Genomic DNA, 26,110 nt, shown 5'->3' on the forward strand with positions numbered 1-26,110 from the left:
CATGAGTTATTTCAGGTTATATGCCGGGTCTAGCGTGAGGAGCCGGTAGATTTGCTGTTGCAGACTTAACACCTGGCTGGCGGACGTTTCCTGCATCATCGGTGCCATATCGTCGGTGAACGTTGGCATGAGTGGCGGCATTTGAGTCAGTGGGGGCGGCGTGTTAGCCGATGCGTGTTGCGGCATCAGCTGCAGGCGCGCCGTGCCGTATTCGATACTGGAATTCAACGGTGTGCGCAGGTCGTCCAGTGACGCCTGTTCCGGACTGCTTGCCGGGTTCAGCGTGAATTCCAACTGGGCGTCGCAATAAAAGGAGGCTGGCGGCACCCCCAGTGGACAACGCCCGTATGTGGTATTGACCCAGCGCGACTCAGCCGGGTTGTAACGCTGCCCGTTCAGTTCTATCCAGTTGATAAATAGATGGGTATCCACATCCGTCAGCGTAAAGGCAATGGTGATGGTTTTCGGGTTTGCCGGCAGTGCGGAAACCGGGATATGCGCGTTTTCCCACATCGGTTTCATCGCCGCAGACTCATTGGACGCCTTCTCGATACCCTGGGTGTGCAAACCGGCCTGCGCCGTGATATCGGCTACCGGCCGGCCGTTGACGCGCACGCTGAATTGCGCGGGCGTGCGGCGGTATTCTGAGTTGAAGCGGATATGCAGGCCGTCGGTCGGCGTCGCGGCGAGCTTGCGTGATTGATCAACGGCGACCCACAATCGTTCAATAATGCGTTTTCTGTTAATGATCTTGCTATTGTTAAGCCAGTGATAGCCCCCTTTCCAGCCAGAAACATCCGGTGCCAGGAACGGTTCCTGCCCCAGCACTTCGCTGTAGTCAGCCAGTACACGATAATCCGGCAGGCGCAGGCGGAAAGTGCGCGCAAATCCGACAACCAGATCCAGTGGTGATTTGATCAGACTGCCGCGGTTCTCTGGCGCCCAGAATGCCTCGCTGAGCAACAGGGTTTTCAGCAGTGCATTCAGGTCATAGTTACTTTCACGTAGCGTGGTGGCCAGTTGGGCAATTTCGCTAGCATTGGGCTGCAAGGATACGAATTCGTAGAAAAATTTGGCGGCAATCCGTTCCGCGGTGCTGGGTTGCCGCAGTAAAACCTCCACCAGTTGATCCAGTTCGTCCGAGGCGCTTGCGGCAATGGTTTGACCGAGTACGGTTTTTACGCCCGTGTCCCTGTCCTGCTCGTTGACCTTGTAATACCAACCCTGATTTTGGTCTACGGTATGCCCGGCCAGCAGGCGGGCCACCTGCTTAACGTCCTGTTCGCTATAGCGGCCGATGCCCAGTGTGAACAGTTCCATCAGTTCGCGAGCCAGATTTTCATTGGGAGAGATACGGGTGTTTTTAACGTTGTCCAGCCCGCTTAACATCATCGGATCGCGCAGTATTCCTTTCAGCAGTTCACGAAAGCTTTTTCCGCCCCATTGGCGAAACAACATCAGTTGATCATAAAAAGGCGCGGAAACGCGAGTGTTCTGGAAACGTGAAACAAAATGGTTGTGCCAGAACAGGGCCAGACGTTCGGCAAATGGCGAGGGGGTTTCAATCATTTCCTGTATCCACCAACTCTGCAACTGGCTAATTTCATTGATGCGATAAGCCACCACGTCCTGTTTTTCCCAGTCCTTGTCCCAGTAATTGGGGCGCGGTTGTGAAAGGTAAGACGGGGGTTGGAGGTAGTTGGGTTGCTCAAGTGATGATAATAACCGTGAGACCGCCTGCTCTTTGGATAACGGCAGTAACGCGTTGATATCTTGCTGACTGGCGCCAAAACTGGTTCGTCCCAGTAAATGCCTGGCTTCATCGACGGTCAGTGCGCTGGCGCTGGTACAAACCAGCAGCAAGATTCCAGCCATAGATGAACGGATGAAAAAGCGACGTGATAGGCGTGCGCAAAAGGCGGAAAAGTATGCTGGCATCGTGGCTGTTTCCTTAGTGGTCCGAAACTACAGCATCCTGCTGTATGGACTACTTTATGGTGTTTTAGCCGACGTGCCAGGTGGAACCGTTCCCCCCCTGTTGGTGTCGGGAAAGAAAGAGAGAGCCGATAAGAATTAAGAAAAGAAAAATGCCGCCCGGAGGGCGGCATTGAATGATGATAGACCGAGGGTAATCTTAGCGATGAGACGTCGCAACCACTGGTTCCGGAACGTCTTGTTGCATACCGAGCGGGTTATTGCCCCAGCACTGTTCGTATTTCCAGCCGGTCAGTTCTTCGGCAACCGCGCGGGCTTCCGCTGGAACATCGGCAATCGCACCGCCAGCTTTGATACGAGCAATTTCCTGCAGCAGAATCATGTGATTCTTACGGTCCAGACGCATCTGGGTGCTGTAGTAGATCGCGACGACCGCCAGAGCAACCACGCCCAGAGAGAACACGCCCACAATCGCCAGCACGGCGCTTTCCGGCTGTGCCGCTTTGCCGGATACGAATCCGAACTGGCTCAGAATCCAGCCCATGGCGAAGACGATGACGGAACGCACCATCTTACCGGCGAAGGTCATGGCGCCGGCGTAAATCCCTTCACGGCGACGACCGGTCAGCACTTCATCCACGTCCGCCAGGAAGGTGTAGACCGTCCAGGGAATGTAGTAGATACCGCCGGTGCTCAGACCGAAGATAGCGGTGATACCGAACAGGACGATGATGGTCGCAGTTTGAGACCAGCCAGTGAAATAGAGCGCTGCGTAGGCGATCACGCTGACAATTACCACCGTCAGCGCCAGGCGATACGGGCGACCGAAGCCCATTTTCACGCAGATGCCGATGAAGAGGAAGGTGGAGATAAACTGCATAATCGAGCTGAAGCTGTTGAGCTGGGACACTACCGCGGTGCTCTGCTTCAGACCGAATACGATGAAATAGGTAAAGGCGGAAGCGAACAGCCATTCAGCACCGAAACCGAACAGGTACATCCCGAGGTGTTTACGGAAAATACGCAGACGGAAAGTAGACGCCATGTCGATGCTAAGTTTTTTCAGCGACTGCCACAGGTTCTGGGTGTGTTCACGCGCCACTTCGCTCGGAGAACGTTCCCAGGAAGTGAAGTAGAGGGCGATCATCGCCGCACACATGATGAAGCCATAAGCCAGACCGGTGTAGAAGAACGGCGTGGCGGAGTCTTTACCGTAGATACCGATGAACTGCCCCGGAATAAAGGCGGCCAGGAAGTTGGCGACCTTACCGAAGATGGCTTTGGAGCCGGTCAGTTTGGAGCGGACTTTGAAGTCGGTGGTCATCTCGGTGGCGAGCGTTTCGTACGGCACCATGATGGAGGTGTAAATCAGCTCGAACAGCACATAGGTCGACAGGTAGTACCAGAAGCCGAGCCCTTCCATCCACAGCATCGGGTAGACCAGTACCAAAGGAATACCGAGCAGGATGAAGAAGCGACGGCGACCGAACATGCGGCCGATGCGGGTATTGTAGAAGTTGTCGCTGATGTAACCCATGATCGGGTTACTGATGGCGTCGATGACGCTGGCCACGGAGAAAATGGCAGCGGCCTCAACCAGAGACAATCCACAAAAGGTGGTATAGAAGTACATTAGCCAGGCGCCACTAATGGCTAAGGCGCCACTGCCTAGCAAGTTCGCGCTGCCGTAACAGAGCGTGTGTTTCAAAGTTATGGGTTTACTCATGATCAATTCGCCTAACAATATTAAAACATTATTTCATTTGAAATGAACTTATGTTCTTATCATTTGCCCGTTCGAGACAAAAGTAAACTAGCCATCCCACTCCTGGCTGCTTTTAATAGGAATCTGTCAGGGAGATCATGAAATAAGTTTTTTTAATTTGATCACGAGTATTGACCTGAAAAACGCGATGTTTGTCGGTTGGCATCATTTTTTTATCGTAAGACGATAAAAATTATCGGCGGCAGGAACGATAGCGTCGGGGAAGGTGGTGAAACTATCATCGTTATTTCGCAATGCCGGCCCGCAAAAATCAAGAATAATTGTAAAAAATAGCGATGAACTGTGATCAGCTTGTGATCCTGGATATTACGCGTGACGCAAAGTGTGATTTATCTCACGGCACCAGACAGTGTATTTTATCGGGTCATGAGTGAATTGTTGGTAAGACGGGCTATGCCAATCATTATCAGACTGGACGTGCTGCTGGCACAAAAAAAGATGAAGTCTCGCGAGCTGGCGGGGTTGATCGGCATTACCGAGCAGAATCTTTCGCTGCTGAAATCCGGCAAGGTGAAAAGCATCCGGTTCGATACATTGCAGAGAATATGCGAGGTGCTGTCCTGCCAGCCTGGCGATGTGCTGGAGTATTCGCCGGAAGAGTGATGGCCGGTGCGCCTGAGAGGGGCGGCATCGGGATATCACGGCGTACAGACGGCATCTGAACAGCCGCGCTCCGAGTACTTTCCTGAGCGCGGCATGTGGGGATGGCGTCAGCGCCGTGTGATATGGCGCCACACCGATCAGTCGTTGAATACAGATCAGTCGTTGAATAACGCCGCAACGGTTGCTTTGGCGCCGTTGTCGCGCAGCGACAGATAAGCGTCGGTCAGTGCCGCTACCCACGTCGCGTTGCCGGGCAGGTCATCGCCAAACAGCGCGCTGATGGACAACAGACCGCGGACCCGCTCTGCGTCGTCACGGGTGGTGCTGACGATCTGCTGCAACGTGGCGGCCAGCGGATCGCGGATATCGATCGCCTGGCCGGCATCATCAACCCCGCCGACGTAACGCATCCAACCTGCTACGCCCAGCGTCAGCGCGCGATGGTCACTGCCGCGCGCCAGATGCCAGCGTAACGACGCCAGCATGCGCTGGGGCAGTTTCTGGCTGCCGTCCATCGCAATCTGCCAGGTGCGGTGTTTCAGCGCCGGGTTGGCAAAACGCTCAAGCAACTGGTCGGCATAGGCGGTCAGGTCTACGCCGGACACATGCAGGGTCGGCGCCTGCTCCTGCAGCATCAGGTGGCGCACCGCCTGCCGGTAGCAAGGGTCGTCCATAGCGTTGTTGATATGCTCGTAACCCGCCAGATAACCGAGGTAGGCCAGGAAAGAGTGGCTGCCGTTGAGCATGCGCAGTTTCATCTCTTCAAACGGCAGCACATCGTCCACCAGTTGGGCGCCCGCCAGTTCCCAGTCGGGGCGGCCGGCGACAAAGCTGTCTTCCACCACCCACTGAATAAACGGCTCGCAGGCGATGCCGCACGGATCCGCCACGCCGACGGCGTCGGCTACCTGGCTCAGTGTTTCCGGCGTGGCGGCCGGTACTATCCGATCCACCATCGTATTGGGGAAGGTGACATGCTGCGCGATCCAGTCCGCCAGCGCGGGATCCTGCAGGCGTGCGGCATCCACCACCACCTGACGCGTCACTTTGCCGTTTTCCGGTACGTTGTCGCAGGAAAGCACGGAGAAGGGCGTAATGCCTCGCTCACGGCGCAGACGCAGCGCTTCGGCCAGCAATCCCGGCACCGACGAAGGTTGGCGCGGGTGGGCCAGATCCTGCTGCACCAGCGGATTGTCCCGATCGAGTTCTCCTTTGTTGCCTGCGCGGCAGTAGCCTTTCTCGGTGATGGTCAGCGAGACGATCGCGACGATCGGATCCGCCAGCTGTTCCAGAATCGCCGCGATCCCTTCCACTCGGGCGTGCAGCGACTTGCAGACCGCGCCAACCACGATTGCCTGATTGCCGTGGGCGGCTTTCTCCAGCACGGTAAACCGGTGATCCTGACGGCGCAGGGCGGAAATCAGGGTATCGTCGCTGAACAACACCACTTCGCAAATCCCCCAGTCGCCGCCCTGACGATTGAGCACCCGATCGGTCAGCAACGCCTGATGCGCGCGGTGAAACGCGCCGAAGCCGATGTGTACGATACGAGGCTTCAGCGACTGACGGTCGTAACGGGGTTGTTGCACTGCGGCGGGCAGCAGCGTGTTGGACAGATTTTTTTCGTTGCCGGACAAACTGTTACTGGACATAGATGGCGTCCTGAAAAGAGAAAAATTAACCGCCCAACCTTAACGGTCTTTCGGTTGGGCGGCAACTGTCATATGGCGTGTTCTGAAGCCGGTTCACAGAGTCATGCCGGCGCCTTGGCCGCACCGGGTTGCGAGGTTGGGTTTAGCACCGGACGCGGTCGAATAAACCAGGCGGGCAACATCGCCAGAAAAAAGAACATCGCTACCATGAAAAAGCCGTCCTGATAGGCGAACATCTGCGCTTTGGGCGCCAGCACCGATTGCAGGTAGGTCATGATGCCGGGGTTGATGCTGGTGCTGAGCGGATCGCCGAGCGGATTGCCGCCGTGGCCGAACAGCAGACTGAGCTGGCGGATGGCGTCGGTGCTGCGGATATTGTCCAGCGTCAGCGACTGCGCCAGCATCTGGCCGTGAAAGGTGGCGCGCCGTTCGATAAATACCGACAGCAGGTTGACCCCCATCGCGCCGCCCAACTGACGGATGAAATTGAGACTGCCCGCGCCCTGCGCCAGCTGAGCGTGCGGCAGCGCCCGCAGCGCGCCGGCGTTCATGGCGGGCAACATCACCCCGAGCCCGACGCGGCCGATGACAATCCACCAGGCCATGGTCCAGAACGGGGTATCGGTGTCCGCCGCGCTGGACAGCCAGCAGGACAGCCCGAACAGCAGCAAACCCGCCACCACCAGCAGGTGGGGTTTGAGCTTGTCGCTGAGCGATCCCGCCAGCGGGAACACCATGCCGAGCGCCAGTCCCGCCGGCATCAGCAGCAGGCCGGAACGGGTCGGGGTGTATCCCTGAATGCTCTGCACAAACAGCGGGATGATGTAAGTCGAGCCGTAGATACCCGCGCCCAGCGCGAACGCCACGATACAGCCGGAGGTAAACACCGGGTTGGCGAACACTCGCAGGCTGAGCAGAGGGTGCGGCGTGGTGAATTCGCGGACGATGAACGCCAGCGTGGCGATCACGGCGGTAGTCAGCAGGCAGAGAATGAAGAACGACCCCCAGCCTTCGCGCTGCCCGTTGGACAGCCCGGCCAGCAGCGAGGTCAGCGCCGTCACCAGCAGAATAAACCCCAGGGTGTCGAAACGCCGGGGCGTGCTGTCGGTCTGTGCGCTTTTAGCCGGCAGGATCACCAGTGCGGCGGCTATCCCGGCCAGACAGAACGGTACCACCACCATGAAGACCGCGCGCCAGTCGAGTTGATCGACCATCAGCCCACCGGCGGCCGGCCCCAGCGCTGGCGCCAGCACTACCCCGACGCCATAAATACCCATCGCTTTGCCGCGTTCCGATACCGGAAACACCTGCGAAATGATGATCATCGCCAGTGGCTGGATCACGCCGCTGGCGCCGCCCTGAAGAATGCGGGCGAGGATCACTTCGGCGCTGCTCTGGCTGAAGGTGCCGAGCAGGCTGCCGGCGACGAACACCACCAGTGAGCCGACGTAGGTGGCGCGGTAGCCAAAGCGCTCCAGCGTCCAGGCGGTGATCAGCATGGTGGCGGTCATTGAGGCCAGAAAGGCGGTGGAAAGCCACTGTGCTTGATCCTGGCCCATGCCGAACGCGCCCATGATGTCATGCATCGCGACATTGACGATGGTCGCCGTGGCCGTGGTGGCGATGGTGCCCAGCATGATGGTGACCGTCGCCAGCCAGCGATAGCGGTGACCGAAACGGGCGGCCTGGGCTTCAATCGGCGACATTGATGCTGACTTCCGCCATCAGGCCCGGTTTCAGGCCGTTGTCCGGATCGTCCAGCGCGATACGCACCGGTACGCGCTGGGTGATTTTGGTGAAGTTGCCGGACGGATTCGGGCTCGGCAGCAGTGCAAACTGATTGGTGGCCGCATCGCCGACCCGGATCACATGGCCGCTGAAATGTTTGTCCGGGTAGGCGTCCACCTGAATCTCCACTTTTTGGCCGACCCGAACCCGGCCGATGGCCGTCTCCTTGATGTTGGCTTCGACCCACAGATTGCGCGGATCGTGCACCAGCATGATCCACTGTCCGGCCTGTACGTAACTGCCCACATTCACAATGGTGCGATCCACCACGCCATCCACCGGGGAACGCAACGCCCGGTCGGCGATCTCCTGCTTGAGCTGATCCACCTGCGCCTGCAACGCGATTCGCTGCTGGCGCTGCATCTCGATCTGCCGGTCCAGCACCTGCAGCGTGTTGCGCTGCGCCACGGCGTTGTTCAACGCCGCCTGTTGAGCGCTGCGCTGGGCTTCGGCTTCCCGCAATTCGCCCTGACGCTGCAACAGCGTGGTGTGGGACTCATCCCAGGTTTTGCGGGCGGTGAGGTTGCTTTTCAGCAGTTGATCGTCGCGCTGGAAGTTGTTCTGCGCCAGGCTGAGCTGGTAACCGGCGTTGTTAACCGCGGATTCGCTCGACGCCAGTTTCGCCCGCGCTTCATCCAGCGAGGCCTGAGTAGTGAGATCGGTGACCTGACGCTGTGTCTGGCTGTAGCTGATTTGAGCATCGGCGGCGGCCAGATTGCCCTCCTGCTCCGCCAGCCGCAAACGGGCGTCGCGATCGTCGATCTGCGCCAGCAATTGATCCTTGCGGATAGCATCGCCGTCAATAACGGGACGGGCGGTCACCCAGCCGCTTTCCCGGCTGGCCAGCGAGATCACTTCGCCCATTACGCGGGCGTCGGTTTCGCCGATATGCGTGAAACGCTGATGAAACCAGTACGCCAGTACGAGCACCGCCAGCAACAGCAAGGCGGCGCCGGCCAGAAAAAAGGTACGCTGGCGTTGGCTCAGACGCCGGAACCCCGCCAGTTTGGATGCGTGAGTATTCATGAGTGACCGTTTTCGGTTCGGGAGAGGTTGCTGATAACCTGATTGATGATCCGGCTGACCTGCTCAATATCCTGTTCCGATACCCCAGCCAGCGCCTGATTACGCACCTGACCGGCGATAGACTCCACCTTCTTCACCAGCTCCAGCCCGAGCGCGGTGAGATGGATCTCGCGAAAACGGCGATCGTTGCCTTCACGTCTTTCGATAAATCCCTGCTTTTGCAGACTATCCAGTACCCGGACCACCGCGGAAGCGTCCAGCCCCAGCGATTCGGCCAGCGCTTTCTGGTGGATGGGGGGTTCTTCGCGGGCGATGAACAGCAACGGCAGCCAGGTCGCCTGGGTCAATCCATACGGTTGCAATTCCCGGTCGATAACCCGGCGCCACAAGCGGGAGGTCTGACCCAACTGCAGGGCGAAGCGTCGACGGGCGGAAGATTCGGTCTGTGACATGATGAAGTCCGTGGGATAGATGAAATGTTATTAGTTAACAAGTCAACTAATGATAAGTCAATTGATTTTGTGAAGTGAATCATAAACAGCGGTGCAACAGACTGCTAATGCAAATTACGCCTTACCGCGGCGTGGGGAGAGGGTTTTATCAATGAAAGGTTATCAATGAGGGTTTATCGATGAGGGTTATTGATGATAGTCAGGCGGGATGAAACGGGTTAGTGCAGGAAAGAACTCACCAAAAACAAACAGGGCAGCTTAAGCTGCCCTGTGAACAGGATTAAAATCCGGGGATCGATCAGGATTTGCTGGCGTCAGTCGCAGCAGCGGTTGCCGGCACGGCGTCGGTTGCCGTCTGCTGGGCTTGAGGCGCTGCCGGTTGTGCATTATCCGGCGTGCTGGTCTGCTGAATGGCCGGCGCCTGCGGAGCCGCTGGTTCAGCCGGCGCGATCGGCGCGATGTTTTCCGCCGGACCGTTCACTTTCGTCGGCATACCGATGCGGGTTTGCAGCGCCTGATTCACCGTGCTTTCACTGACGCTGGCGTCCGCCAGCACTTTGGTTACTGCCGGGGTCAGCTTCAGCGGAACCGGCGTGTCGGAGTTGAACTCTTCCTCGGTTCGGGACAGCGGGTTGTGAACTTCGACATAACGTGAACCATCCGGCTCGACGGTGGCTTTCACCGGCTCGTTGATGAACTGAACGCGGGTGCCGACCGGAACATGGTCGAACAGGTATTTGATGTCTTTGTCACGCAGACGCACGCAACCGTGGCTTACGCGCAGGCCGATGCCGAAGTTAGCGTTGGTGCCGTGGATGGCGTACAGGTTACCGATGTAGAGCGCGTACAGGCCCATCGGGTTGTCCGGACCGGCCGGGTAAACCTGAGGCAGGAATTCACCGCGGGCGGCGTATTCTGCATGCATGGCGGCGGTCGGCGTCCAGGTCGGGCGTTCTTTCTTACGCTGAACCGAGGTCACCCAGTTGATCGGGGTGTCTTTACCGAGCTGGCCGATGCCGATCGGCAGTACCACCACGGTTTTGGAACCTTTCGGGTAGTAATACAGACGCATTTCGGCACTGTTGATCACGATGCCTTCGCGCGGAGCGTCAGGGAGAATCAGTTGCTGCGGCACGGTCATGGTGCTGCCCGGTTTTGGCAGATAAACGTCAATACCCGGGTTGGCTTCCAGCAGGTTGCTCAGGCCCATCTGGTACTGAGCGGCAAAGTGTTCCAGCGCGTCGGTGCTATCGCTGGGAATGGTAACTTGGATATTTTCACCCACCAGCCGGCTATTCGGGGCTGGCAATGGATAAACCACGGCGAGTGCTGTCTGGCTGAAAGCAGCCGCCGCCACAACTAATGTCAGGATCGCGCGAATACTCATTTTCATATCTTTGTTGAGTGTTAAAAGCCATTGCGGCAAAGGAATTGTTGTTATCCGGTACAAAAAGTCCGGATGCGCATTATATGTGCAGAAGGGCGGCAGGAAAACCAGATGTACAATCCATTACATTATAAGCTTCGGTGCGGGGAAATAAGGCGACCAATAAAGGGAACGAACCGTGTGGCCGACGTGTGCCAGAAAGAATCAGGGAGCGGTTTCCCGCTCCCTGTGTGATCCGACTAAACGGCATTATTCCTGGGCGTTTTTCTCCGCCTTGCCCGCCAGCAGGCTGAGGAAGTCATAGCGGCGGCGCAGATCCGCCTCGGCTTCTTCATACAACAGGGCGGCGGCCTCCGGCTGCTGGCTATTGAGCCGGCGGAATCGTTGCTCGTTGAGCAGAGTTTCGCTCAGGCTGGCTGACGGCGGACGGGAATCCGTCACCAGCGCCGGTTTGCCTTCCGCCGTGCGGCGCGGGTCGAAGCGGTACAGCGGCCAGAAGCCGGTAGCGGTCAACTGGCGCATCTGGTCGTGGCTGAACGCCAGATCGTAGCCATGCTCTTCGCAAGGGCTGTAGGCGATGATCAGCGACGGACCCGGCCAGGCTTCCGCTTCCTGAATCGCCTTCACCGTCTGGTTAAGCTGGGCGCCCAGCGATATCTGCGCCACGTAGACGTGGCCGTACATCATCACGTTGATGCCGAGGTCTTTACGCGCCTTGCGTTTGCCATTCTCGCCAAACTTGGTGACGGCGCCGAGCGGGGTGGCTTTGGATTGCTGGCCGCCGGTGTTGGAATAGCACTGGGTGTCGAGCACCAGCACGTTAACGTTTTCCGACAGGCTCATCACGTGGTCAAGACCACCATAGCCGATATCGTAGGCCCAGCCGTCGCCGCCAATCAGCCAGATGGATTTATCCACCAGATGATCGGCTTCCTCTATCAGTTGACGAGCGTCGGCGCTGTCGATGGCGCTGAGTGACTGACGCAGGCGGGCAATCTGTTCGCGGCGCGTATCGGCAGCAACGGATTCTTCCAGCAGGTCGGCCACCACATCGGCAGGCAATTGCGGCTTGAGCTGATCCAGCAGGCGCAGGGCGCGCTGGCGATGCTGGTCGACGCTCAGGCGGAAGCCCAGCCCGAACTCGGCGTTGTCTTCAAACAGAGAGTTGGCCCATGCCGGCCCGCGGCCGTTGGCATCGGTGGTCCAGGGCGTTGTCGGCAGGTTGCCGCCGTAAATCGAGGAACAGCCGGTGGCGTTGGCCACCAGCAGACGATCGCCGTACAACTGGGTCAGCAGCTTGATGTACGGGGTTTCGCCGCAGCCGGAACAGGCGCCGGAGTACTCGAACAGCGGCGTAATCAACTGCGAGGTACGGATATCGATGCGCTCCAGTTTGCTGCGGTCGATTTCCGGCAGTTTGAGGAAGAAATCGTAATGGGTTTTCTCGGTCGCCACATGGTCCAGACGCGATTCCATGTTGATGGCCTTGATTTCCGGATTCTGGCGATCTTTGGCCGGGCACACTTCCACGCACAGATTACAGCCGGTGCAATCTTCCGGCGCGACCTGCAGCACATATTTTTGACCGCGCATGTCGCGGGCTTTCACGTCCAGCGACTGCAGCGACGCTGGGGCGTCGGCCATCGCGTCGGCGGGCACTACCTTGGCGCGGATAGCGGAGTGCGGGCAGGCGGCCACGCAGTGGTTGCACTGGGTACACAGATCCGGTTTCCACAACGGAATCTCTTCGGCGATGTTGCGCTTTTCCCACTGGGTGGTGCCGACCGGCCAGGTGCCGTCCGGCGGCAGGGCGGACACCGGCAGGCTGTCGCCCAGACCGGCCAGCATCGCGGCGGTGACGGTTTTGACGAAATCGGGCGCGGCGTCGGAGACCACCGGCGGGCGGCACGGGCTGTCCGGATTCACCGGCTCCAGCGCCAGCGCTTCCAGCGCGGCCAGCGTCGCGTCCAGCGCACGCCAGTTGCGTTCCACCAGTTCCTGGCCTTTGCTGCCGTAGCTGCTGGCGATGGCGGCGCGCAGTTTGTCGAGCGCGTCGCCGCCCGGCAGGATTTGCGTCAGGTGGAAGAACGCCATCTGCATCACGGTGTTGATGCGCGCGCCCAACTGACATTCGCGGGCGATTTTCGCCGCATTGATGCAGAACACCCGCGCCTGACGCTGGTTCAGACCGGCCTGTACTTCCTGCGGCAGCCGGTGCCACAGGTCGTCGGCGCTGTAAGGCGTGTTGATCAGGAAGATGCCGCCCGGTTTCAGGCGCTCCACCATGCTGTATTTGTCGATGAACTGCCACTGGTGGCAGGCCACGAAATCCGCCTGTTCAATCAGGTAGGCGGAATGAATCGGGTGCGGGCCGACGCGCATGTGGGAAACCGTCAGGCTACCGGCTTTTTTGGAGTCGTAAACGAAATAGCCCTGCACGAACAGCGGGGTCGAATTACCGACGATTTTGATCGAGTTTTTGGCGGCGGACACGGTGCCGTCGCTGCCCAGCCCGTAGAACAGCGCTTCCAGCGACGCCTGCGTCGGCATCGGCTGCTCGGACAGCGGCAACGACAGGTGGGTGATATCGTCATAAATACCGACGGTAAAACGCGGTCTGGGGTTGGTAAGCGCTAACTCTTTATACGTCGCCTCGACGCACTGCGGGGTGAATTCTTTCGAAGACAGACCGTAACGGCCGCCGATCACCTTCGGCATAAGTGGGCGCTCACCTCGTGAGAACGCCTCCGCCAGCGCGGTCATCACGTCCAGATACAGCGGTTCAGCCTGGGCGCCGGGTTCTTTGGTGCGGTCCAGTACCGCGATGGACTGCGCGCTTTGCGGAATCGCCGCCAGCAGATGCTGCGCACAGAACGGCCGGTACAGCCGAACCTTCACCACGCCGACTTTCTCGCCGCGCGTCAGCAGGGTGTCGATCACCTCTTCGCAGGTGCCGACGCCGGAGCCCATCATCACGATAACGCGGGTGGCGTCGGGATGGCCGTAATACTCGAACGGCCGGTACTGACGGCCGGTTTCGCGGGCGAAGTCGTTCATCGCCTGTTCCACATGACCGAATGCCGCGTTGTACCACGGGTTGGTGGCTTCGCGCGCCTGGAAGAAGGTATCCGGGTTGGAGGCGGTGCCGCGAATCACCGGACGCTCAGGAGTAAGCGCCCGCTCACGGTGTACATCAATCGCCGCCTGCGGCAGCAGGGTGCGCAATTGCGCGTCGCTCAGCGGCTCGATCTTGTTGATTTCGTGCGAGGTGCGAAAGCCGTCAAAGAAATGAATAAACGGCAGGCGGCTGTTGAGGCTCGCCATCTGGGAAATCAGCGCGAAGTCCTGCGCTTCCTGCACGTTGCTGGCGCACAGCATGGCGCAGCCGGTCTGACGCACCGCCATCACGTCCGAATGGTCGCAGAAAATGGATAACGCGTGGGTCGCCACGGTACGGGCGGCGACGTGCAGTACAAACGGCGTCAACTGACCGGCCAGCTTGTACAGCGTCGGGATCATCAGCAGCAGGCCCTGCGAGGAAGTAAAGGTCGTGGACAGCGCGCCGGTCTGCAATGCGCCGTGCACGGTGGCGATGGCGCCCGCTTCGGATTGCATTTCAACCACCCGAGGGGTATCTCCCCAGATATTCTTGCGTTCGTCGCTCGACCAGGCGGCCGCTTGTTCGGCCATGGTGGAGCTGGGGGTGATGGGGTAGATAGCGATAACTTCATTGGTTCGCCAGGCGACCGAAGCGACCGCGTTATTACCGTCGGTGGTGATCATGACTTAACCTTCTTTGTTGCTGAACGATGTCCCTGTGTGGCGGCTATTATCGCTGCCCGGCGAGTTTTTTTGACCGATTATAGCCCGCTGAGTTGTTTCAATATGTATATGGCGAGCAGGCGGCGCGCCACAGGCCGGCAATAGTAGCAGTTTAGGGACATGCTGTGCAGTTCCCAACCGGATACGTTGCGGCAGATCCTCTGCCCGGCCGTTCACATCCCTGCGAGGGAAGATGACGCTGGCGATAAACAGCGGTGTTAATGTATCGTTAATAAAATCAGACTATATCACCTATTATCGTACAGTCTGACAAGGGCGTGGCGCTGTCCGATTAAAAATCCGGCATTCGCCCGCAAAGCGGGAAATGCCAGTGGAAGGATAGGCATCTGCGCCTATGCTGAAATAAAGCGCCGGACACCTCCTGATGCGGGCGTCAGCGTCAGGCCGGCAGAAAAATCCCAGACGCGACCATTAAGGAAATCTGTTCATACTTCAGGGATAGCCTTCGCGCTCTTCGGGTTGATTATCGACTTTGACGAAGGAACAGCACTATGTTTATCGATCTGAGAGACAAAATGGTATCGGTATTAGCCAGAATCCGTGAAAGAGGCTATGGACCGGAAGAAGCCATCAATCATATTGTTCAATCTCTGGGCAGCCGTTATAGCGATGTGTCCAAAGTCAATGTGCTGACCTCGAAACTGATAGCCGATGTGATTCACTCGACTTACCAGGATGAAACCTCACCGCAGGAGATCGCGGGGATCATCCGCATGTTGGGGTACGCCAGTTGGGATGTCGTAGGTGGTATTCATGAGCAGTTTCCACAGTTAACTGCGGAAGAAGTTGGCCGGCTGGTGCTGCATGAAAAGGTTTACCCCACGACCGACCGCGCTGCGTTTATCTCCGCCATGACTTACGGGGGATTCTCCCGTGAGGAAAGCGAGCAGGCAGCGAACAGCCTGTATTCCTGAGGGTTGTCGACCAACGAGGACGACAGGCTATCATCCTTTGCATGCGGGGCCGGCGCAAGCGTCGCCGGTCCGGAACCATTCTCCGCCATGATGCCACCTAACAGAGCGCCCGTGGACATGACTGATGAGGAGAATCTGATGCGGCAACCTACCCTGACCACTGAACATCTGCAATTGCGGCCGCTGCAGGCGCAGGACGTCACTGATGTCTGCACCTTGCTGAACAGCGCGCCCGATATTTCCGCTATGACCATGCTGATTCCCTATCCCTGCCCGCGTGAAACGGTGGTCAACTGGATTGCCGATTTGCAGAGCAACTGGGAGCGGCGTAAAGGGGTGGCCTACGCCATCTGTTTATCGCAGAGTCAGCAGTTGATTGGCTCGATTTCGCTGGTGTCGCTGGAAACCGACCAGCCGGAGATCGGTTACTGGCTGGGCGCCGATTTCCGGCAACGGGGATTCGGCACCGAAGCCAGCCTGGCGCTATGCCAGTTTGCCTTTAGCCAACTGCATGTTGAGAAAATCTACGGTTGTCATTTGCCGCAGAACGTGGCGTCCGGCCGGGTATTGCTCAAATGCGGTTTTCATTCGCTGGGAATGCGCCATGTGTTTCTGGCTTCCCGCCAGCGGCAGGAGACCGTTGCCGTTTATATGATGCCGTCGCCGGCGATGGCGACGGCATGAGGCGCCGGTCTATTTTTGCAGCAGCAACCGGATGCCCAGCGCCGCCATCACCGTACCGCTGAGGCGGTCAAATAACGTTCTGAACCGCAAATAGGCGCCGCGCGGCCCGCTGGAAGACAGCAACAACGCCACCAGCGCATACCACAGAAAATCGATCACGAACGCCAGCAACGGCAACGCCACGTACATCCAGCCCGCAATGTGCTGGCTGAGCAGCGCGGCGAACACCCCGCCGAACACCAGCGCCGTATTCGGGTTGCTGAGTTGCGTCAACAGCCCCAGCCGAAAGGCGTGCGTCTGAGGCGGCTCGTGGCCGCTGTGCAGCGCTGGCGCGGCGTGGTCTGGTCTGGCGCGAAACAGGGTAAACGCCAGATACAGCAGGTAAATCCCGCCGGCGATTTTCAGCGTCTGATATAACCAGGGCACCGCCAGCAGCAGCGATTGCAGGCCCAGCAACGCCACCAGCGCGAAGATGGCTGCGCCGACGCCCATCCCCAGCGAGACGGCGAGACTATTGCGCCGGGATGAAGCCAGCGCGGTCCGCGCGACCAGAATGAAACTTTGCCCCGGACTCATGGCGCCGAGCGCCAGTACTCCGCCGATGGCGGCGATAGCCAGTATGTCACTGCCCATTCCCTGCTCCTTGGTTGTGATGGATAGTTATCTTTATCCTCTCTTTTGGAATTGGCGTAAACTGACGCGATTCAACAGGTATCCAGGATAAGGACTATGAAACTACGCGCCACGCTGCTGGCGGGCTCGGTATTACTGGCCGGGTGTGACCTGAAACCGGCCGCAGAGCCGGTGAACCCGGTACTGGCCGGGCTTTCCAATATCTTTGGCTTTGATGCGCTGCGGGGAAAGGTCAAACGCTTTACGCAAACCCAGACCGATGAGGCCGGCAAGGTGACGGCCTATGTCGAGGGCGAATTTGATGCCGAAGGGTGCCTCGCTGCGCTGCGTACCTATCAGCCGTCGATGAATCTCGACCTGGATCTGGTGCGCGATGGGCAGACGCTGGTGGAGCAGAGCGATCGTCAGGCGCTGTTTCAACTGACGGATCACTGCCAACTGGCGAAAACCACCGATGGCCGCCTGAGCTACCGTTCGAACGACCAACACGCCATCGCCGAGGTGGTTTACCGCGATAAGCCGACGCCGCTGGCGAGCTATCGCTACGACGACGACGGCTTCCCGGTCAGCATGACGTTTGTCTCGCCGGAAAACGGCAACGTGACTAAGGTCGAGATGCGCAACGATGCGCCGGCGCAAAAACGGCTTGATGCCACCGTTATCGTGACGGAAAACAACGAACAGGTCAGCGTGACCCGCACCAGTTGTCAGTATGACCAGCATTTCAATCCGCGTTTGTGTCAGGTGCTGGTCTCGAACGGCAAAGGCGCTGCGCAAACGGTCACCACTCTGACGCATACCACCAAAATCGAGTATTACTAGGCTGCGCCTTTTCTTATGCGTGGAGCCGCTATTTAGCGGCGATCGTTTAATGCGGCGACCGCGATTCTGCGTGACCGCCGCCGCGGTCATTGCGCGTGCATGCGGTCATTGTCGTAATACAGCCATTGCCGTGGGTTGAATACAGCCGGCGGTTTGCCGGTGCGGCCCGGATGAGGGCCGCGACTGGCGTTCAGGGGGTAACGTGGAAAAAATCGACGTCGGCGCGGCCCTGACCGTGCTGTTCCGGTAACGACAGCGCATACAGCCCGATTTTGGCGCCCACCCATTTCCCCGGCCCGGCGGCGAAAGGCTCCCCGACCGGGGTAAAACCGCCGTCAGGCGTGCGCCACGCGAACTGGCAGCGTGCGTTCGGCAGCACCGTCACCCGCAGTTCAAGCGTGTGCGCTTCCTCAAAAGGCAATGTCGCTCCGGCGTACTGGCGCAGTTCCTGCGCGTCGGTCATCCAGCCATAGCCGTTTGTCAGCGCTACGCCGTCCGCCGTTTTTTCCAGCCCCAGAAAAGCGAAGCGCTCGCCGTAGACGATCAACCCACAGCGATCGCCCACGTTTTTCAGCGTTGCCCGTAGCCGGGTGGTGACCGTAAAGGTCTCCGCCGGAAATTTCTGCATCAGCAGGTTAGGAACGTCATACCAGGACGGCACGCCATGACGCTGTGGCATCGGCTGGCACCACAGCCGTAGTCCAGGTCGGCGCAGTTCGTACCAGCCTGCATCGGGGTTGGCCTGCCATTGCCACTGCAAACCGAGCCGGTCGGCCGTGAAATCGTCAGACGTCGCCGGCTGGGCGCGGATGTTGTTTGCTCTGACGGCGGGCATGGCCGCTTCCGCCACCGGCTCGCCCGGGCCGCCGTCGCCCGATGGCGCGCCGATCAGCGGCCAGTCATCCTGCCATTGCATCGGTTGCAGGTGCACCACACGGCCGTAAGCGTGGCGATCCTGAAAATGCACGAACCAGCTCTCGCCGTTTTCCAGCTCGACCCAGCCGCCCTGATGAGGGCCGTTAACGGCGGAAGACCCCTGATGCAGCGCCACGCGCGCCTGCCACGGCCCCTGTAGCGATGCGGCGCGCAGCACCGTCTGCCAGCCGGTGGGCACGCCGCCGGCCGGGGCAAAAATGTAGTACCAGCCGTTGCGCTTGTAGAGTTTCGGGCCTTCCAGCGTTGGCTGACTGGCGGTGCCGTCGACGATAATCCGGCCTTCATCCAGCAGTTGATGGCCGTCGCTGCTCATCCGGCACAGTTGAAGCTGGTGCTTGCGCCCGCTGCGGCTGAAGGCAAAGGCGTGAACCAGCCAGGCGCTGCCGTCGTCGTCCCAGAATGGACAGGGATCGATCCAGCCTTTGGCTGCCTTCACGCAATGCGGTGCGCTCCAGTCGCCGCGCGGCTCGTCGGTCTGACACATGAAGATCCCTTCGTCCGGCGTGCTGAAAAACACCCAGAATTTCCCGGCATGGTAACGGATGCTGGGCGCCCAGACGCCTTTTCCCGGTTGAAACCGCTCGTAGCCCGGCAGGTCGAAACGCGCAAACACGTGGTTGATCAGCGTCCAGTTCACCAGATCCCGCGAATGCAGGATCGGCAGCGCCGGCATGTGATTAAAACTGGACGACACCAGATAAACGTCGTCGCCCACCCGCACGATATCGGGGTCGGAATAGTCGGCGAACAGAATGGGGTTACGGTAGCGGCCGTCGCCCCGATCCGGGTTCCAGGGGGATGTCATCGGTGAAGGTTCCACGTTGTTCTTCTCCTTAACGGTCAGGCCACGCCGCGCGGGGTCAGGTGCGGATTGACGCCGTCGTCCTGCTCTGGCGCCGGCTGCGGCGCGGCATGACGGCGTGCGAGGTCGGTCTGGATCTGTTCCATAGTCTTGTCATCCAGTTTATAGAAACGCGTTAGCCAGTACAGAATCAGGTAGGACAGCGACGGGCCGATACTCAGCAGGCCAATGATGCCGGTGGTGGCAAGCGACGTCTGGGTGGGCGAGCCCGCCACATAGCCGAACCAGCCCAAGGCGAACCCGACCAGCGCCCCGGCGACCGCCATTCCCAGCTTGAGAGCGAACAGATTGCCGGAGAAAGACAGGCCGGTGATGCGGCGGCCGGTTTTCCATTCGCCGTAGTCGGCGGCGTTCGCCATCATGTTCCACTTAAACGGCTGATACATCTGGTGGAAGAAACCGACCAGGAAATACAGCGGAAACACCACGGCAAGCCAGGTGGGCGGCACAAAAAACAGCACCACACCGGTAGCGACCAGCAGCAGGTTGATGTTTTTGAACAGGCTGAGGCTGCGGTAGCGTTTGGCGAAATAACCGGCCAGCATGGCGCCGATAATGGTGCCGACCACGCTGGTGGTGATAAACGCGCTTTTCATCGCGGTGCCGACGGCACCAGTATGTGCCGGGTCAACCATCAGGTAGGTGGCGTAGTACAGCGTGGCGGCGCCGCGCATCACGCCGGCCATACTGGAGAAAAAGGTAATGACGGCGACGATGCGCCACTGGTCGTTGCTCAGCAGATTTTTCACATCGTCCCAGACGTTCTGCCCTTGATCCACCTGTGGATTGATTCGCTCCTGCGTAGTGAAAAAGCAGAAAATCAGCATGATGACGGCCAATACGCCCATCACCGCCATGGTGCCCTGATAGCCGAGCTGCTTATCGCCGCGGCCGATCCAGTCCACCAGCCACAGGGTTCCCACCGACACCAGCAGCCCGGCGGCGGAAGAGATGGTGAAGCGGTAAGACTGGGCGGAAAGCCGGTCTTTTTCGTCGGTGGTGATGACCCCGCCCAGCGAACAGTAGGGAATGTTGATAAAGGTGTAGAACATCATCAACAGGGTGTAGGTGATGTAGGCGTAAACCAGTTTCCCGCTGCCGGCCAGGTCCGGCGTGGTGTAGGTCAGTACAGCAATGACGGCGTACGGGACCGCGAACCAGATCAACCAGGGGCGAAAATGTCCCCAGCGGGTGCGGGTTCGGTCAGCCAGCAGGCCGATCATTGGGTCGACGACGGCGTCCAGTACGCGGGTTACCAGAAACATCACGCCCACCGCCGCCGCGGAAATGCCGTAAATATCGGTATAAAAATAGGTCAGGAACATGGTCACAGAGGAATAGACGATGCCGCAGGCCGCGTCTCCCATGCCGAAACCGATTTTTTCCGCCGTGCTTAACTTGTTATTGTTAGTCATTGGAAACTCCGATGATGGATAAAAGCAGCGTTTGCTTTGTTCCCGCGTATTGTTGTGGTTAGTTGAACGGGTGACTATTGCGGAATTTCTTATGCCGATTATGTTTACTGGTATCTGTTATACCGCTCACGAATTTGTGGAAGAAGAGTAGACGGGTGACGGCAGGGATAGGTTTTTTTGCTTTTAAATACAGTCTATTAACCTGTCAGTCAGGTGGCGGGGTGGTATAACAATGTGGTGGCCGTTGGCTGGTCCGCTGACCGCTGGCAGCCTGCGAACCGCCGGGAACGGTTATGCCGGTCAGGCGCGCCCGGCAACGATCCGGTTAGCGGGTCATGATGGCGTTTGCAGCGGCGAAGCGGTGCCGCGAGCGAAACAGGAAACCGGCCTGACCGCCATTATTCCGGCGTCAGCCATTCGTCGGCTTCGTTAAACATCTCTTCGATAATCCGGTTAATGGTGGATTTATCCTGCTTGCTGGCGTTGGAATTAATGGCGTTGGCTTGCATCGGTTTTATTTTGATTTCCGCGTCCGGAAATACCCGATGAATGCGTTTGGCGAGTTCGTTTTTAATCTGCTCCGCCGCGTTGGGTAACCCGCTCACGTTTCTTTTATCGTAAACCAACTCTACGTACATTAGCTGCATCTCCATGAAAAATACTGGCTAAATATACAGCATTGATTCAAAGTTCTGCAATCGGTTTTTTAGGATCAGCCAGCGATCGTTTTTTCCATATAAACGCTAAGCGGATCGTCGCCATAGGGAAAAAACGGCCCGCGCTGGCGATAGCCATGACGCAGATAGAGCCGGATCGCCTGCGGCTGATGTATGCTGGTTTCCAGCCGGATCACCCGACAACCCGCCAGACGCGCATGCTTTTCCAACTGGCGCATCAACAACCATAAAACTTTTCAACCATAAAACTTTTCAACCATAAGACTCTTCAACCATAAGACTTTTCAGCCATAAGAAGGAGTAACGCATGACCACATTACGCGTGGCGCGGCCGGTAACGGACCTGCAACGAAGCGAGCGGATGTACTGTGACGGGCTGGGGTTGCAGAAATTAGGCTCCTTTGCGCAACACGGCGGCTTCAGTGGTGTTATGCTGGGTCGGCGGGGGCTGGCCTGGCACCTTGAGTTTACCGTTTGTCATACTCATCCGGTCATGCCAGCGCCGACGGAAGACGATTTACTGGTGCTGTACGTTTCCGACCATGAAGGGTGGCAGACGTCCTGCGATCGCATGGTGCAGGCCGGGTTCAGCGTAGTGGCGTCATTTAATCCTTACTGGGAGCGGCAGGGCAAAACTTTCCGTGATCCCGACGGTTACCGGGTAGTGTTGCAGCAAGGGCGCTGGCCGAATGCCGACTTATAACGAAGAGAATAACCATGTATATCATCAATCTGACATACAACGCGCCGCTGGATGAAGTGGAAAACTTGCTGGAACGACATGTGACCTGGCTGAAACGGGGATATGAACAAGGCGTGTTTGTGGCGTCCGGGCGTAAAAATCCGCGTACCGGGGGGGTGATTTTGGCCAAGAGCGTCGAACGGGAAGAGCTGGAGGATTTTCTAAAGCAGGATCCGTTTCAGGCGGTGGCCAACTACGAGGTGATCGATTTCCAACCGTCCATGACCGTTGATACCTTCGCGGCCCTCAGCCGCATCTGAGTAATACGCTCCGGTATGCGCCGCGCGCGCACCGGAGCGCATCCATCACTCACGCACCGAGCTTTGCAGATTGCTATCCTGCGCGTGGCGCTCCAGCGCCAGTTCAATCAACTGGGTGATCAGGTCGGTGTAGTTGAGGCCGCTGGCTTCCCACAGTTTCGGATACATGCTGATGTTGGTGAAACCGGGCAGGGTGTTGACCTCGTTGACGATGACCTGCTGGTCCGGCGTCAGGAACACGTCTACCCGCGCCATACCCTGACAATCCAGAGTCTGGAAAGCCCGCAGGGCGATATCGCGGATATGCTGGTGCACCTCGTCGTCCATCGCCGCCGGAATCGCTACCGCCGCGCCATCTTCGTTGATGTATTTGGTGTCGTAGGAGTAGAACTCGTCGTGCAGCACGATTTCGCCGCAGAGGCTGGCTTTCGGATAGTCGTTGCCCAGCACCGCGCATTCGATTTCACGGCCGACAATCGCCGATTCCACCAGCACTTTATGGTCGTAGCGGAACGCCAGCTCCACCGCCCGCTCGAATTCCGCCTGATTGCGCACCTTGCTCACGCCGACGGACGACCCCTGATTAGCCGGTTTGACGAACAGCGGCAGCCCCAGTTGTTCGGTAACGTCGTCATAAGGATGGCGGGCGCGGTTGGCGCGGGTCAGGGTGACGAACGGCGCCACCAGCAGGCCGGCGTCGCGCAACAACCGTTTGGTGACGTCTTTGTCCATGCTGACGGCGGATCCCAGCACGCTGCTGCCGACAAACGGAATGTTCGCCATGCGCAACAGCCCTTGCAGCGAACCATCTTCGCCCAGCGTGCCGTGAACGATCGGGAAAATGACGTCAATCTGCGACAGCGCGCTGGCGCTGGCGGTATCGATCAACTGATGGTGGGTTTGGCCCGGGATCAGCGCCACGTTCTGACTGGTGCGGTTCAGGGCGATCAGCGCCGGGTTATCGGCGTTGAGCAGATAGTTGGAGGCGTCGTTGACGTGCCATTCCCCTTGCTTGTCGATGCCCAGCAACACCACGTCGAACCGCGTTTTATCAATGGCGTCTACAATGTTTTTTGCGGACTGCAGTGACACTTCGTGCTCAGAGGATTTACCACCAAAAACCACGCCAACCCGAATTTTACTCATATCACTCTTTCCATTATGGATCGTTGTACTGTTTACCGCTTGATAAGACGTCATTTGACCTGTGGTTGCAAGAGTATCACTTCATGCCGCAACGCGGGACTTTTTTCCGGCCGGCGGCGGCGCCTTTCCGGTTCTGGCGCAGAAATTGCTCATCCGGAAGACATGCGCAACAGGAGAAGGGTATGCGTACCGGTTCAACGTCGCTCGCAGTCAGGCCGCTGCAGCCCTGGTTTGTGATCAATGCTGCTGAAGATTACCTGAAAAAGGCGCTTATCGACTCGCCGATTGCGCATTTTTACTGTTTTTCCGTGGCCAGAGAACAGCCGGTGACGCTGGCAGTGCCGGACGGCAGCGTGGATATTCTGTTCAACATCAATCGCGACGCGCCGTTCGGGCGGGTATGCGGCAGCACCGAGGCGGCGCAGGCGACCCGACTCAGCCCGGGAGAACGTTATTTCGGCGTACGCTTTATGCCGGGCGTGATGCCGGCGTTGCTGGATCTGTCCGCCGGCGAACTGGCCGGGCAGGAGATAGCGTTTCAGGACGCGGCGCCCGGCGCCGGGCGGCTGGTGGAGCGGCTGGCCGACAGTCGGGATTTCGGTGAGCAGGTATCGCTGTTTCTGGCCTATTTTTCCCGCCAGATGGGTAGGGTTTCTCCGCCGTTGCTGTTGCAGATGATCGATCTGATCATGGCGCATGACGGCGTGATCCGGGTTGAACAGCTGGAGCGGAAAACCCTCTATTCCGCCCGTTATATCCACCGGCTGTTTCACGACCACTGCGGCATGTCCACCAAGGCGTTTTGCCGCACCATCCGCTTTCAGCGCGCGTTGTCGCTGCTCAATCAGGGCGAGGCGCAGAACATGGCGATGCTGGCCCAGCGGCTCGGCTATGCCGATCAGTCGCATTTCCTGCGCGAATTTAAAGACTTCGCTTCCTGCTCGCCGAAAGCCTATCTGGCGGGGATTCAGGCCATTCGTTATCAGCACCGCATCCGGCAGTGTTGACGTCTTTGCGCGGGTGCCTTTTTTTAGTGCGAAAATGCACCAAAACAACGCCGGTTCTGCACCGTGGCCTGTGCCGATTTATTCTATTTTCCTACCCCGCCATCCCGCTATAAACAGCTCACAGAACGTTTTTCTTTCTTCATCAATCAGAGTTGAGCGAGGGTGTTATGGCGGATGCAAAACAGGTTGTGCCGGGGTTCTATACCATTGACGAAGCGATTGCGCTGGATGGCAAAACAACGCGGGAACTGCAATTGACCCACCTGAACCGCATGCGGTCGCTGGATGGGCATGCCAAGTATTTCGTACGGGCGGAAGGCAGCACCTTTATCGACGACAACGGCGACAAGCATCTGGATATGATCGGCGCGGTTGGGGTGGTGACGGTCGGCAACAACAACGAGTTCGTCTGGTCCTGCCTGCAGAAGTGTTTCGACAATCGCCTGTTCATGATGGGCGCCATCTCCTACCACAGCGTCACGGCGGCGCTGGCGCATAACATGGCGCTGCTCTCGCCGCAGGGCAAACTCACCAAAATGGGCACCGCCACCGGCGGCGCCGAAGCCATCGAAGGCATGATCAAACTGGTAAAGCTCGGCACCCGCCACAAGCCGGAGAAAACCCACCTGCTGGCGACGCTGGGCGCGTTTCACGGCAAGACCTCCGGCGCGGTGTCGCTGGGCGGCAAGGACAAATGGCGCTTCGGCCAGCAGCCGACGCTCGGCAACATCGACCATGTGGCCTACGGCTCGGTCGACGAACTGGCGGCGGCGCTCTCCACCGGTAAGTACAAGGCGTTCGTGGTCGAGCCGATTCAGGGCGAAGGCGGCATTCTGGTGCCGCCGGCGGGGTATCTGAAGGCCGCGCGCGAGCTGTGCGACCGTTACGACACGTTGCTGGTGCTGGATGAAATCCAGTGCGGCGCGGCGCGTACCGGCACGTTCTGGTGCTGCGAGCACGAAGACGTGGTGCCGGATTGCATCGTGTTCGCCAAAGGATTGTCCGGCGGGCTGGTGCCGTTCGGCGGTTACCTGTGTACCGAAGCGCTGTACGAAGCGGCCTACGGCACCATCGAAACCTGTTATCACCACACCGCCACCTATCAGGAAAATACCCTCAGCGCGGCGGCGGCGTTGGGCGCGTTGCAGTTCATCGTTGAAAACGATCTGTGCGGCATGGCGACGCGTAAAGGCGAGCGCATGATGCAGCGGTTGCGCGAAGTACAGGGGCGCTACCCCGGCGTGATCCGCGAGGTGCGCGGCAAAGGGCTGATGATCGGCATGGAATTTTGCCCGATGCCGGAAGCGCTGCGCGCGTCGCTCGGCGACTACTACTCCGCGCCCATTGCCGGCCTGATGGTGGAGAAATGGCGCATTCAGGTGAATTTCACCATCAATAATCTGGCGGTGTTCCGCTTCCTGCCGCCGCTGACCATCACCGACGAGGAGCTGGATTACGCGCTGGATGCGTTCGAAGCCTCGGTAGCGCAGGTGGTGGAGCAGGTGAAGGCCGCCGCCCTGTCGGCGACGCCGGCATGAGA

23 protein-coding genes are annotated in these 26,110 nt (G+C 58.8%); 9 read left to right on the plus strand and 14 right to left on the minus strand.

The window, feature by feature from the left end:
* Positions 1 to 6: 6 nt before the first annotated feature.
* The gene (locus tag CPA59_RS03645) at positions 7 to 1,875 is read right to left on the minus strand and encodes a DUF1800 family protein (protein WP_255412262.1); all 1,869 of its coding nucleotides are present in this window, start codon (positions 1,873 to 1,875) and stop codon (positions 7 to 9) included.
* 259 nt (positions 1,876 to 2,134) lie between these two features.
* A complete protein-coding gene (locus CPA59_RS03650; RefSeq protein WP_038917894.1) occupies positions 2,135 to 3,661 on the minus strand; it encodes an MFS transporter in 1,527 nt (508 codons plus the stop codon).
* Positions 3,662 to 4,114: 453 nt separating this feature from the next.
* On the opposite strand from CPA59_RS03650, the gene CPA59_RS03655 reads away from it, so the two are divergent.
* Positions 4,115 to 4,324, plus strand: coding sequence for a helix-turn-helix transcriptional regulator (locus tag CPA59_RS03655; protein WP_038917895.1), 210 nt, complete (start codon positions 4,115 to 4,117; stop codon positions 4,322 to 4,324).
* A gap of 155 nt (positions 4,325 to 4,479) precedes the next feature.
* Here the strand turns inward: CPA59_RS03655 and CPA59_RS03660 are convergent, their stop codons facing one another.
* The 6 genes from CPA59_RS03660 to nifJ all read right to left on the minus strand — a co-directional run bounded on the left by CPA59_RS03660 (position 4,480) and on the right by nifJ (position 14,412).
* A complete protein-coding gene (locus CPA59_RS03660; RefSeq protein ID WP_174213727.1) occupies positions 4,480 to 5,976 on the minus strand; it encodes a mannitol dehydrogenase family protein in 1,497 nt (498 codons plus the stop codon).
* Between the two features lie 101 nt (positions 5,977 to 6,077).
* Complete coding sequence (locus tag CPA59_RS03665) at positions 6,078 to 7,682, minus strand: DHA2 family efflux MFS transporter permease subunit (RefSeq protein ID WP_107758711.1); 1,605 nt, start codon at positions 7,680 to 7,682, stop codon at positions 6,078 to 6,080.
* Positions 7,669 to 8,790: an HlyD family secretion protein gene (locus CPA59_RS03670; protein WP_038917897.1), complete on the minus strand. Its 1,122-nt coding sequence runs from the start codon at positions 8,788 to 8,790 to the stop codon at positions 7,669 to 7,671. Before CPA59_RS03670 ends, CPA59_RS03665 begins: the two co-directional genes overlap by 14 nt.
* Positions 8,787 to 9,242, minus strand: a complete 456-nt coding sequence (locus tag CPA59_RS03675) for a MarR family winged helix-turn-helix transcriptional regulator (protein ID WP_107758712.1) — start codon at positions 9,240 to 9,242, stop codon at positions 8,787 to 8,789. The genes CPA59_RS03670 and CPA59_RS03675 overlap by 4 nt, the downstream gene beginning before the upstream one ends.
* A 298-nt stretch (positions 9,243 to 9,540) precedes the next feature.
* Entirely contained in the window at positions 9,541 to 10,629 is a 1,089-nt protein-coding gene (locus tag CPA59_RS03680) for a L,D-transpeptidase family protein (protein ID WP_100848957.1), read from the minus strand.
* 249 nt (positions 10,630 to 10,878) lie between these two features.
* Positions 10,879 to 14,412 (minus strand): pyruvate:ferredoxin (flavodoxin) oxidoreductase, encoded by a 3,534-nt coding sequence (gene nifJ, locus CPA59_RS03685; protein ID WP_107758713.1) that lies wholly within the window; start codon positions 14,410 to 14,412, stop codon positions 10,879 to 10,881.
* Positions 14,413 to 14,963: 551 nt separating this feature from the next.
* Between nifJ and CPA59_RS03690 the strand changes: the two genes are divergently transcribed.
* Both CPA59_RS03690 and CPA59_RS03695 read left to right on the plus strand, forming a co-directional pair.
* Positions 14,964 to 15,386 (plus strand): hypothetical protein, encoded by a 423-nt coding sequence (locus CPA59_RS03690; protein ID WP_038917900.1) that lies wholly within the window; start codon positions 14,964 to 14,966, stop codon positions 15,384 to 15,386.
* 138 nt (positions 15,387 to 15,524) lie between these two features.
* Positions 15,525 to 16,070: a GNAT family N-acetyltransferase gene (locus tag CPA59_RS03695; RefSeq protein ID WP_038917902.1), complete on the plus strand. Its 546-nt coding sequence runs from the start codon at positions 15,525 to 15,527 to the stop codon at positions 16,068 to 16,070.
* A gap of 9 nt (positions 16,071 to 16,079) precedes the next feature.
* Here CPA59_RS03695 and CPA59_RS03700 read toward each other — a convergent pair whose 3' ends face one another.
* On the minus strand, positions 16,080 to 16,703 hold the full coding sequence (locus CPA59_RS03700; protein WP_038917903.1) for a LysE family translocator: 624 nt from the start codon (positions 16,701 to 16,703) through the stop codon (positions 16,080 to 16,082).
* Positions 16,704 to 16,799: 96 nt separating this feature from the next.
* Between CPA59_RS03700 and CPA59_RS03705 the strand changes: the two genes are divergently transcribed.
* Positions 16,800 to 17,525: a YnfC family lipoprotein gene (locus tag CPA59_RS03705; RefSeq protein WP_038917905.1), complete on the plus strand. Its 726-nt coding sequence runs from the start codon at positions 16,800 to 16,802 to the stop codon at positions 17,523 to 17,525.
* 190 nt (positions 17,526 to 17,715) lie between these two features.
* Here CPA59_RS03705 and CPA59_RS03710 read toward each other — a convergent pair whose 3' ends face one another.
* A complete protein-coding gene (locus CPA59_RS03710) occupies positions 17,716 to 19,266 on the minus strand; it encodes a glycoside hydrolase 43 family protein (protein WP_107758714.1) in 1,551 nt (516 codons plus the stop codon).
* 35 nt (positions 19,267 to 19,301) lie between these two features.
* A complete protein-coding gene (locus tag CPA59_RS03715; protein ID WP_038917907.1) occupies positions 19,302 to 20,738 on the minus strand; it encodes a glycoside-pentoside-hexuronide (GPH):cation symporter in 1,437 nt (478 codons plus the stop codon).
* 232 nt (positions 20,739 to 20,970) lie between these two features.
* Here CPA59_RS03715 and CPA59_RS03720 point away from each other — a divergent pair, with 232 nt between their 5' ends.
* A complete protein-coding gene (locus tag CPA59_RS03720; RefSeq protein ID WP_049854533.1) occupies positions 20,971 to 21,171 on the plus strand; it encodes a hypothetical protein in 201 nt (66 codons plus the stop codon).
* On the opposite strand, the gene CPA59_RS03725 is transcribed toward CPA59_RS03720, so the two are convergent.
* Both CPA59_RS03725 and CPA59_RS03730 read right to left on the minus strand, forming a co-directional pair.
* Positions 21,137 to 21,376, minus strand: coding sequence for a DinI family protein (locus CPA59_RS03725; protein WP_013316433.1), 240 nt, complete (start codon positions 21,374 to 21,376; stop codon positions 21,137 to 21,139). The two genes, CPA59_RS03720 and CPA59_RS03725, sit on opposite strands and share 35 nt — an antisense overlap.
* Before the next feature lie 74 nt (positions 21,377 to 21,450).
* Positions 21,451 to 21,633 (minus strand): N-acetyltransferase, encoded by a 183-nt coding sequence (locus CPA59_RS03730; protein WP_236883934.1) that lies wholly within the window; start codon positions 21,631 to 21,633, stop codon positions 21,451 to 21,453.
* Positions 21,634 to 21,722: 89 nt separating this feature from the next.
* On the opposite strand from CPA59_RS03730, the gene CPA59_RS03735 reads away from it, so the two are divergent.
* Together CPA59_RS03735 and CPA59_RS03740 are read left to right on the plus strand one after the other, a co-directional pair.
* On the plus strand, positions 21,723 to 22,118 hold the full coding sequence (locus tag CPA59_RS03735; RefSeq protein WP_038917908.1) for a VOC family protein: 396 nt from the start codon (positions 21,723 to 21,725) through the stop codon (positions 22,116 to 22,118).
* Positions 22,119 to 22,132: 14 nt separating this feature from the next.
* Positions 22,133 to 22,417, plus strand: coding sequence for a YciI family protein (locus CPA59_RS03740; protein WP_038662136.1), 285 nt, complete (start codon positions 22,133 to 22,135; stop codon positions 22,415 to 22,417).
* 45 nt (positions 22,418 to 22,462) lie between these two features.
* Here the strand turns inward: CPA59_RS03740 and ddlA are convergent, their stop codons facing one another.
* Complete coding sequence (gene ddlA, locus CPA59_RS03745) at positions 22,463 to 23,563, minus strand: D-alanine--D-alanine ligase (protein WP_107758715.1); 1,101 nt, start codon at positions 23,561 to 23,563, stop codon at positions 22,463 to 22,465.
* A 182-nt stretch (positions 23,564 to 23,745) separates the two neighbouring features.
* Between ddlA and CPA59_RS03750 the strand changes: the two genes are divergently transcribed.
* Together CPA59_RS03750 and CPA59_RS03755 are read left to right on the plus strand one after the other, a co-directional pair.
* On the plus strand, positions 23,746 to 24,570 hold the full coding sequence (locus CPA59_RS03750) for an AraC family transcriptional regulator (protein ID WP_100848963.1): 825 nt from the start codon (positions 23,746 to 23,748) through the stop codon (positions 24,568 to 24,570).
* Between the two features lie 167 nt (positions 24,571 to 24,737).
* Positions 24,738 to 26,108, plus strand: coding sequence for an aspartate aminotransferase family protein (locus CPA59_RS03755; RefSeq protein ID WP_038662126.1), 1,371 nt, complete (start codon positions 24,738 to 24,740; stop codon positions 26,106 to 26,108).
* The last annotated feature ends 2 nt before the right edge of the window (positions 26,109 to 26,110 follow it).

This window comes from Dickeya sp. Secpp 1600, from assembly GCF_003049805.1.
GTDB classification, from domain to species: domain Bacteria; phylum Pseudomonadota; class Gammaproteobacteria; order Enterobacterales; family Enterobacteriaceae; genus Dickeya; species Dickeya fangzhongdai.

What these genes read in the sequence shown, in the direction of transcription:
- CPA59_RS03655 (WP_038917895.1), top strand. Translation starts at nt 4,115, where the DNA reads ATGCCAATCATTATCAGACTGGACGTGCTGCTGGCACAAAAAAAGATG.
- CPA59_RS03710 (WP_107758714.1), bottom strand. Translation starts at nt 19,266, where the DNA reads ATGACATCCCCCTGGAACCCGGATCGGGGCGACGGCCGCTACCGTAAC.
- CPA59_RS03715 (WP_038917907.1), bottom strand. Translation starts at nt 20,738, where the DNA reads ATGACTAACAATAACAAGTTAAGCACGGCGGAAAAAATCGGTTTCGGC.
- CPA59_RS03645 (WP_255412262.1), bottom strand. Translation starts at nt 1,875, where the DNA reads ATGGCTGGAATCTTGCTGCTGGTTTGTACCAGCGCCAGCGCACTGACC.
- CPA59_RS03690 (WP_038917900.1), top strand. Translation starts at nt 14,964, where the DNA reads ATGTTTATCGATCTGAGAGACAAAATGGTATCGGTATTAGCCAGAATC.
- CPA59_RS03750 (WP_100848963.1), top strand. Translation starts at nt 23,746, where the DNA reads ATGCGTACCGGTTCAACGTCGCTCGCAGTCAGGCCGCTGCAGCCCTGG.
- CPA59_RS03680 (WP_100848957.1), bottom strand. Translation starts at nt 10,629, where the DNA reads ATGAGTATTCGCGCGATCCTGACATTAGTTGTGGCGGCGGCTGCTTTC.
- CPA59_RS03650 (WP_038917894.1), bottom strand. Translation starts at nt 3,661, where the DNA reads ATGAGTAAACCCATAACTTTGAAACACACGCTCTGTTACGGCAGCGCG.
- CPA59_RS03700 (WP_038917903.1), bottom strand. Translation starts at nt 16,703, where the DNA reads ATGGGCAGTGACATACTGGCTATCGCCGCCATCGGCGGAGTACTGGCG.
- CPA59_RS03725 (WP_013316433.1), bottom strand. Translation starts at nt 21,376, where the DNA reads ATGTACGTAGAGTTGGTTTACGATAAAAGAAACGTGAGCGGGTTACCC.
- CPA59_RS03705 (WP_038917905.1), top strand. Translation starts at nt 16,800, where the DNA reads ATGAAACTACGCGCCACGCTGCTGGCGGGCTCGGTATTACTGGCCGGG.
- nifJ (WP_107758713.1), bottom strand. Translation starts at nt 14,412, where the DNA reads ATGATCACCACCGACGGTAATAACGCGGTCGCTTCGGTCGCCTGGCGA.
- CPA59_RS03730 (WP_236883934.1), bottom strand. Translation starts at nt 21,633, where the DNA reads ATGCGCCAGTTGGAAAAGCATGCGCGTCTGGCGGGTTGTCGGGTGATC.
- ddlA (WP_107758715.1), bottom strand. Translation starts at nt 23,563, where the DNA reads ATGAGTAAAATTCGGGTTGGCGTGGTTTTTGGTGGTAAATCCTCTGAG.
- CPA59_RS03740 (WP_038662136.1), top strand. Translation starts at nt 22,133, where the DNA reads ATGTATATCATCAATCTGACATACAACGCGCCGCTGGATGAAGTGGAA.
- CPA59_RS03675 (WP_107758712.1), bottom strand. Translation starts at nt 9,242, where the DNA reads ATGTCACAGACCGAATCTTCCGCCCGTCGACGCTTCGCCCTGCAGTTG.
- CPA59_RS03660 (WP_174213727.1), bottom strand. Translation starts at nt 5,976, where the DNA reads ATGTCCAGTAACAGTTTGTCCGGCAACGAAAAAAATCTGTCCAACACG.
- CPA59_RS03665 (WP_107758711.1), bottom strand. Translation starts at nt 7,682, where the DNA reads ATGTCGCCGATTGAAGCCCAGGCCGCCCGTTTCGGTCACCGCTATCGC.
- CPA59_RS03720 (WP_049854533.1), top strand. Translation starts at nt 20,971, where the DNA reads ATGTGGTGGCCGTTGGCTGGTCCGCTGACCGCTGGCAGCCTGCGAACC.
- CPA59_RS03755 (WP_038662126.1), top strand. Translation starts at nt 24,738, where the DNA reads ATGGCGGATGCAAAACAGGTTGTGCCGGGGTTCTATACCATTGACGAA.
- CPA59_RS03735 (WP_038917908.1), top strand. Translation starts at nt 21,723, where the DNA reads ATGACCACATTACGCGTGGCGCGGCCGGTAACGGACCTGCAACGAAGC.
- CPA59_RS03670 (WP_038917897.1), bottom strand. Translation starts at nt 8,790, where the DNA reads ATGAATACTCACGCATCCAAACTGGCGGGGTTCCGGCGTCTGAGCCAA.
- CPA59_RS03695 (WP_038917902.1), top strand. Translation starts at nt 15,525, where the DNA reads ATGCGGCAACCTACCCTGACCACTGAACATCTGCAATTGCGGCCGCTG.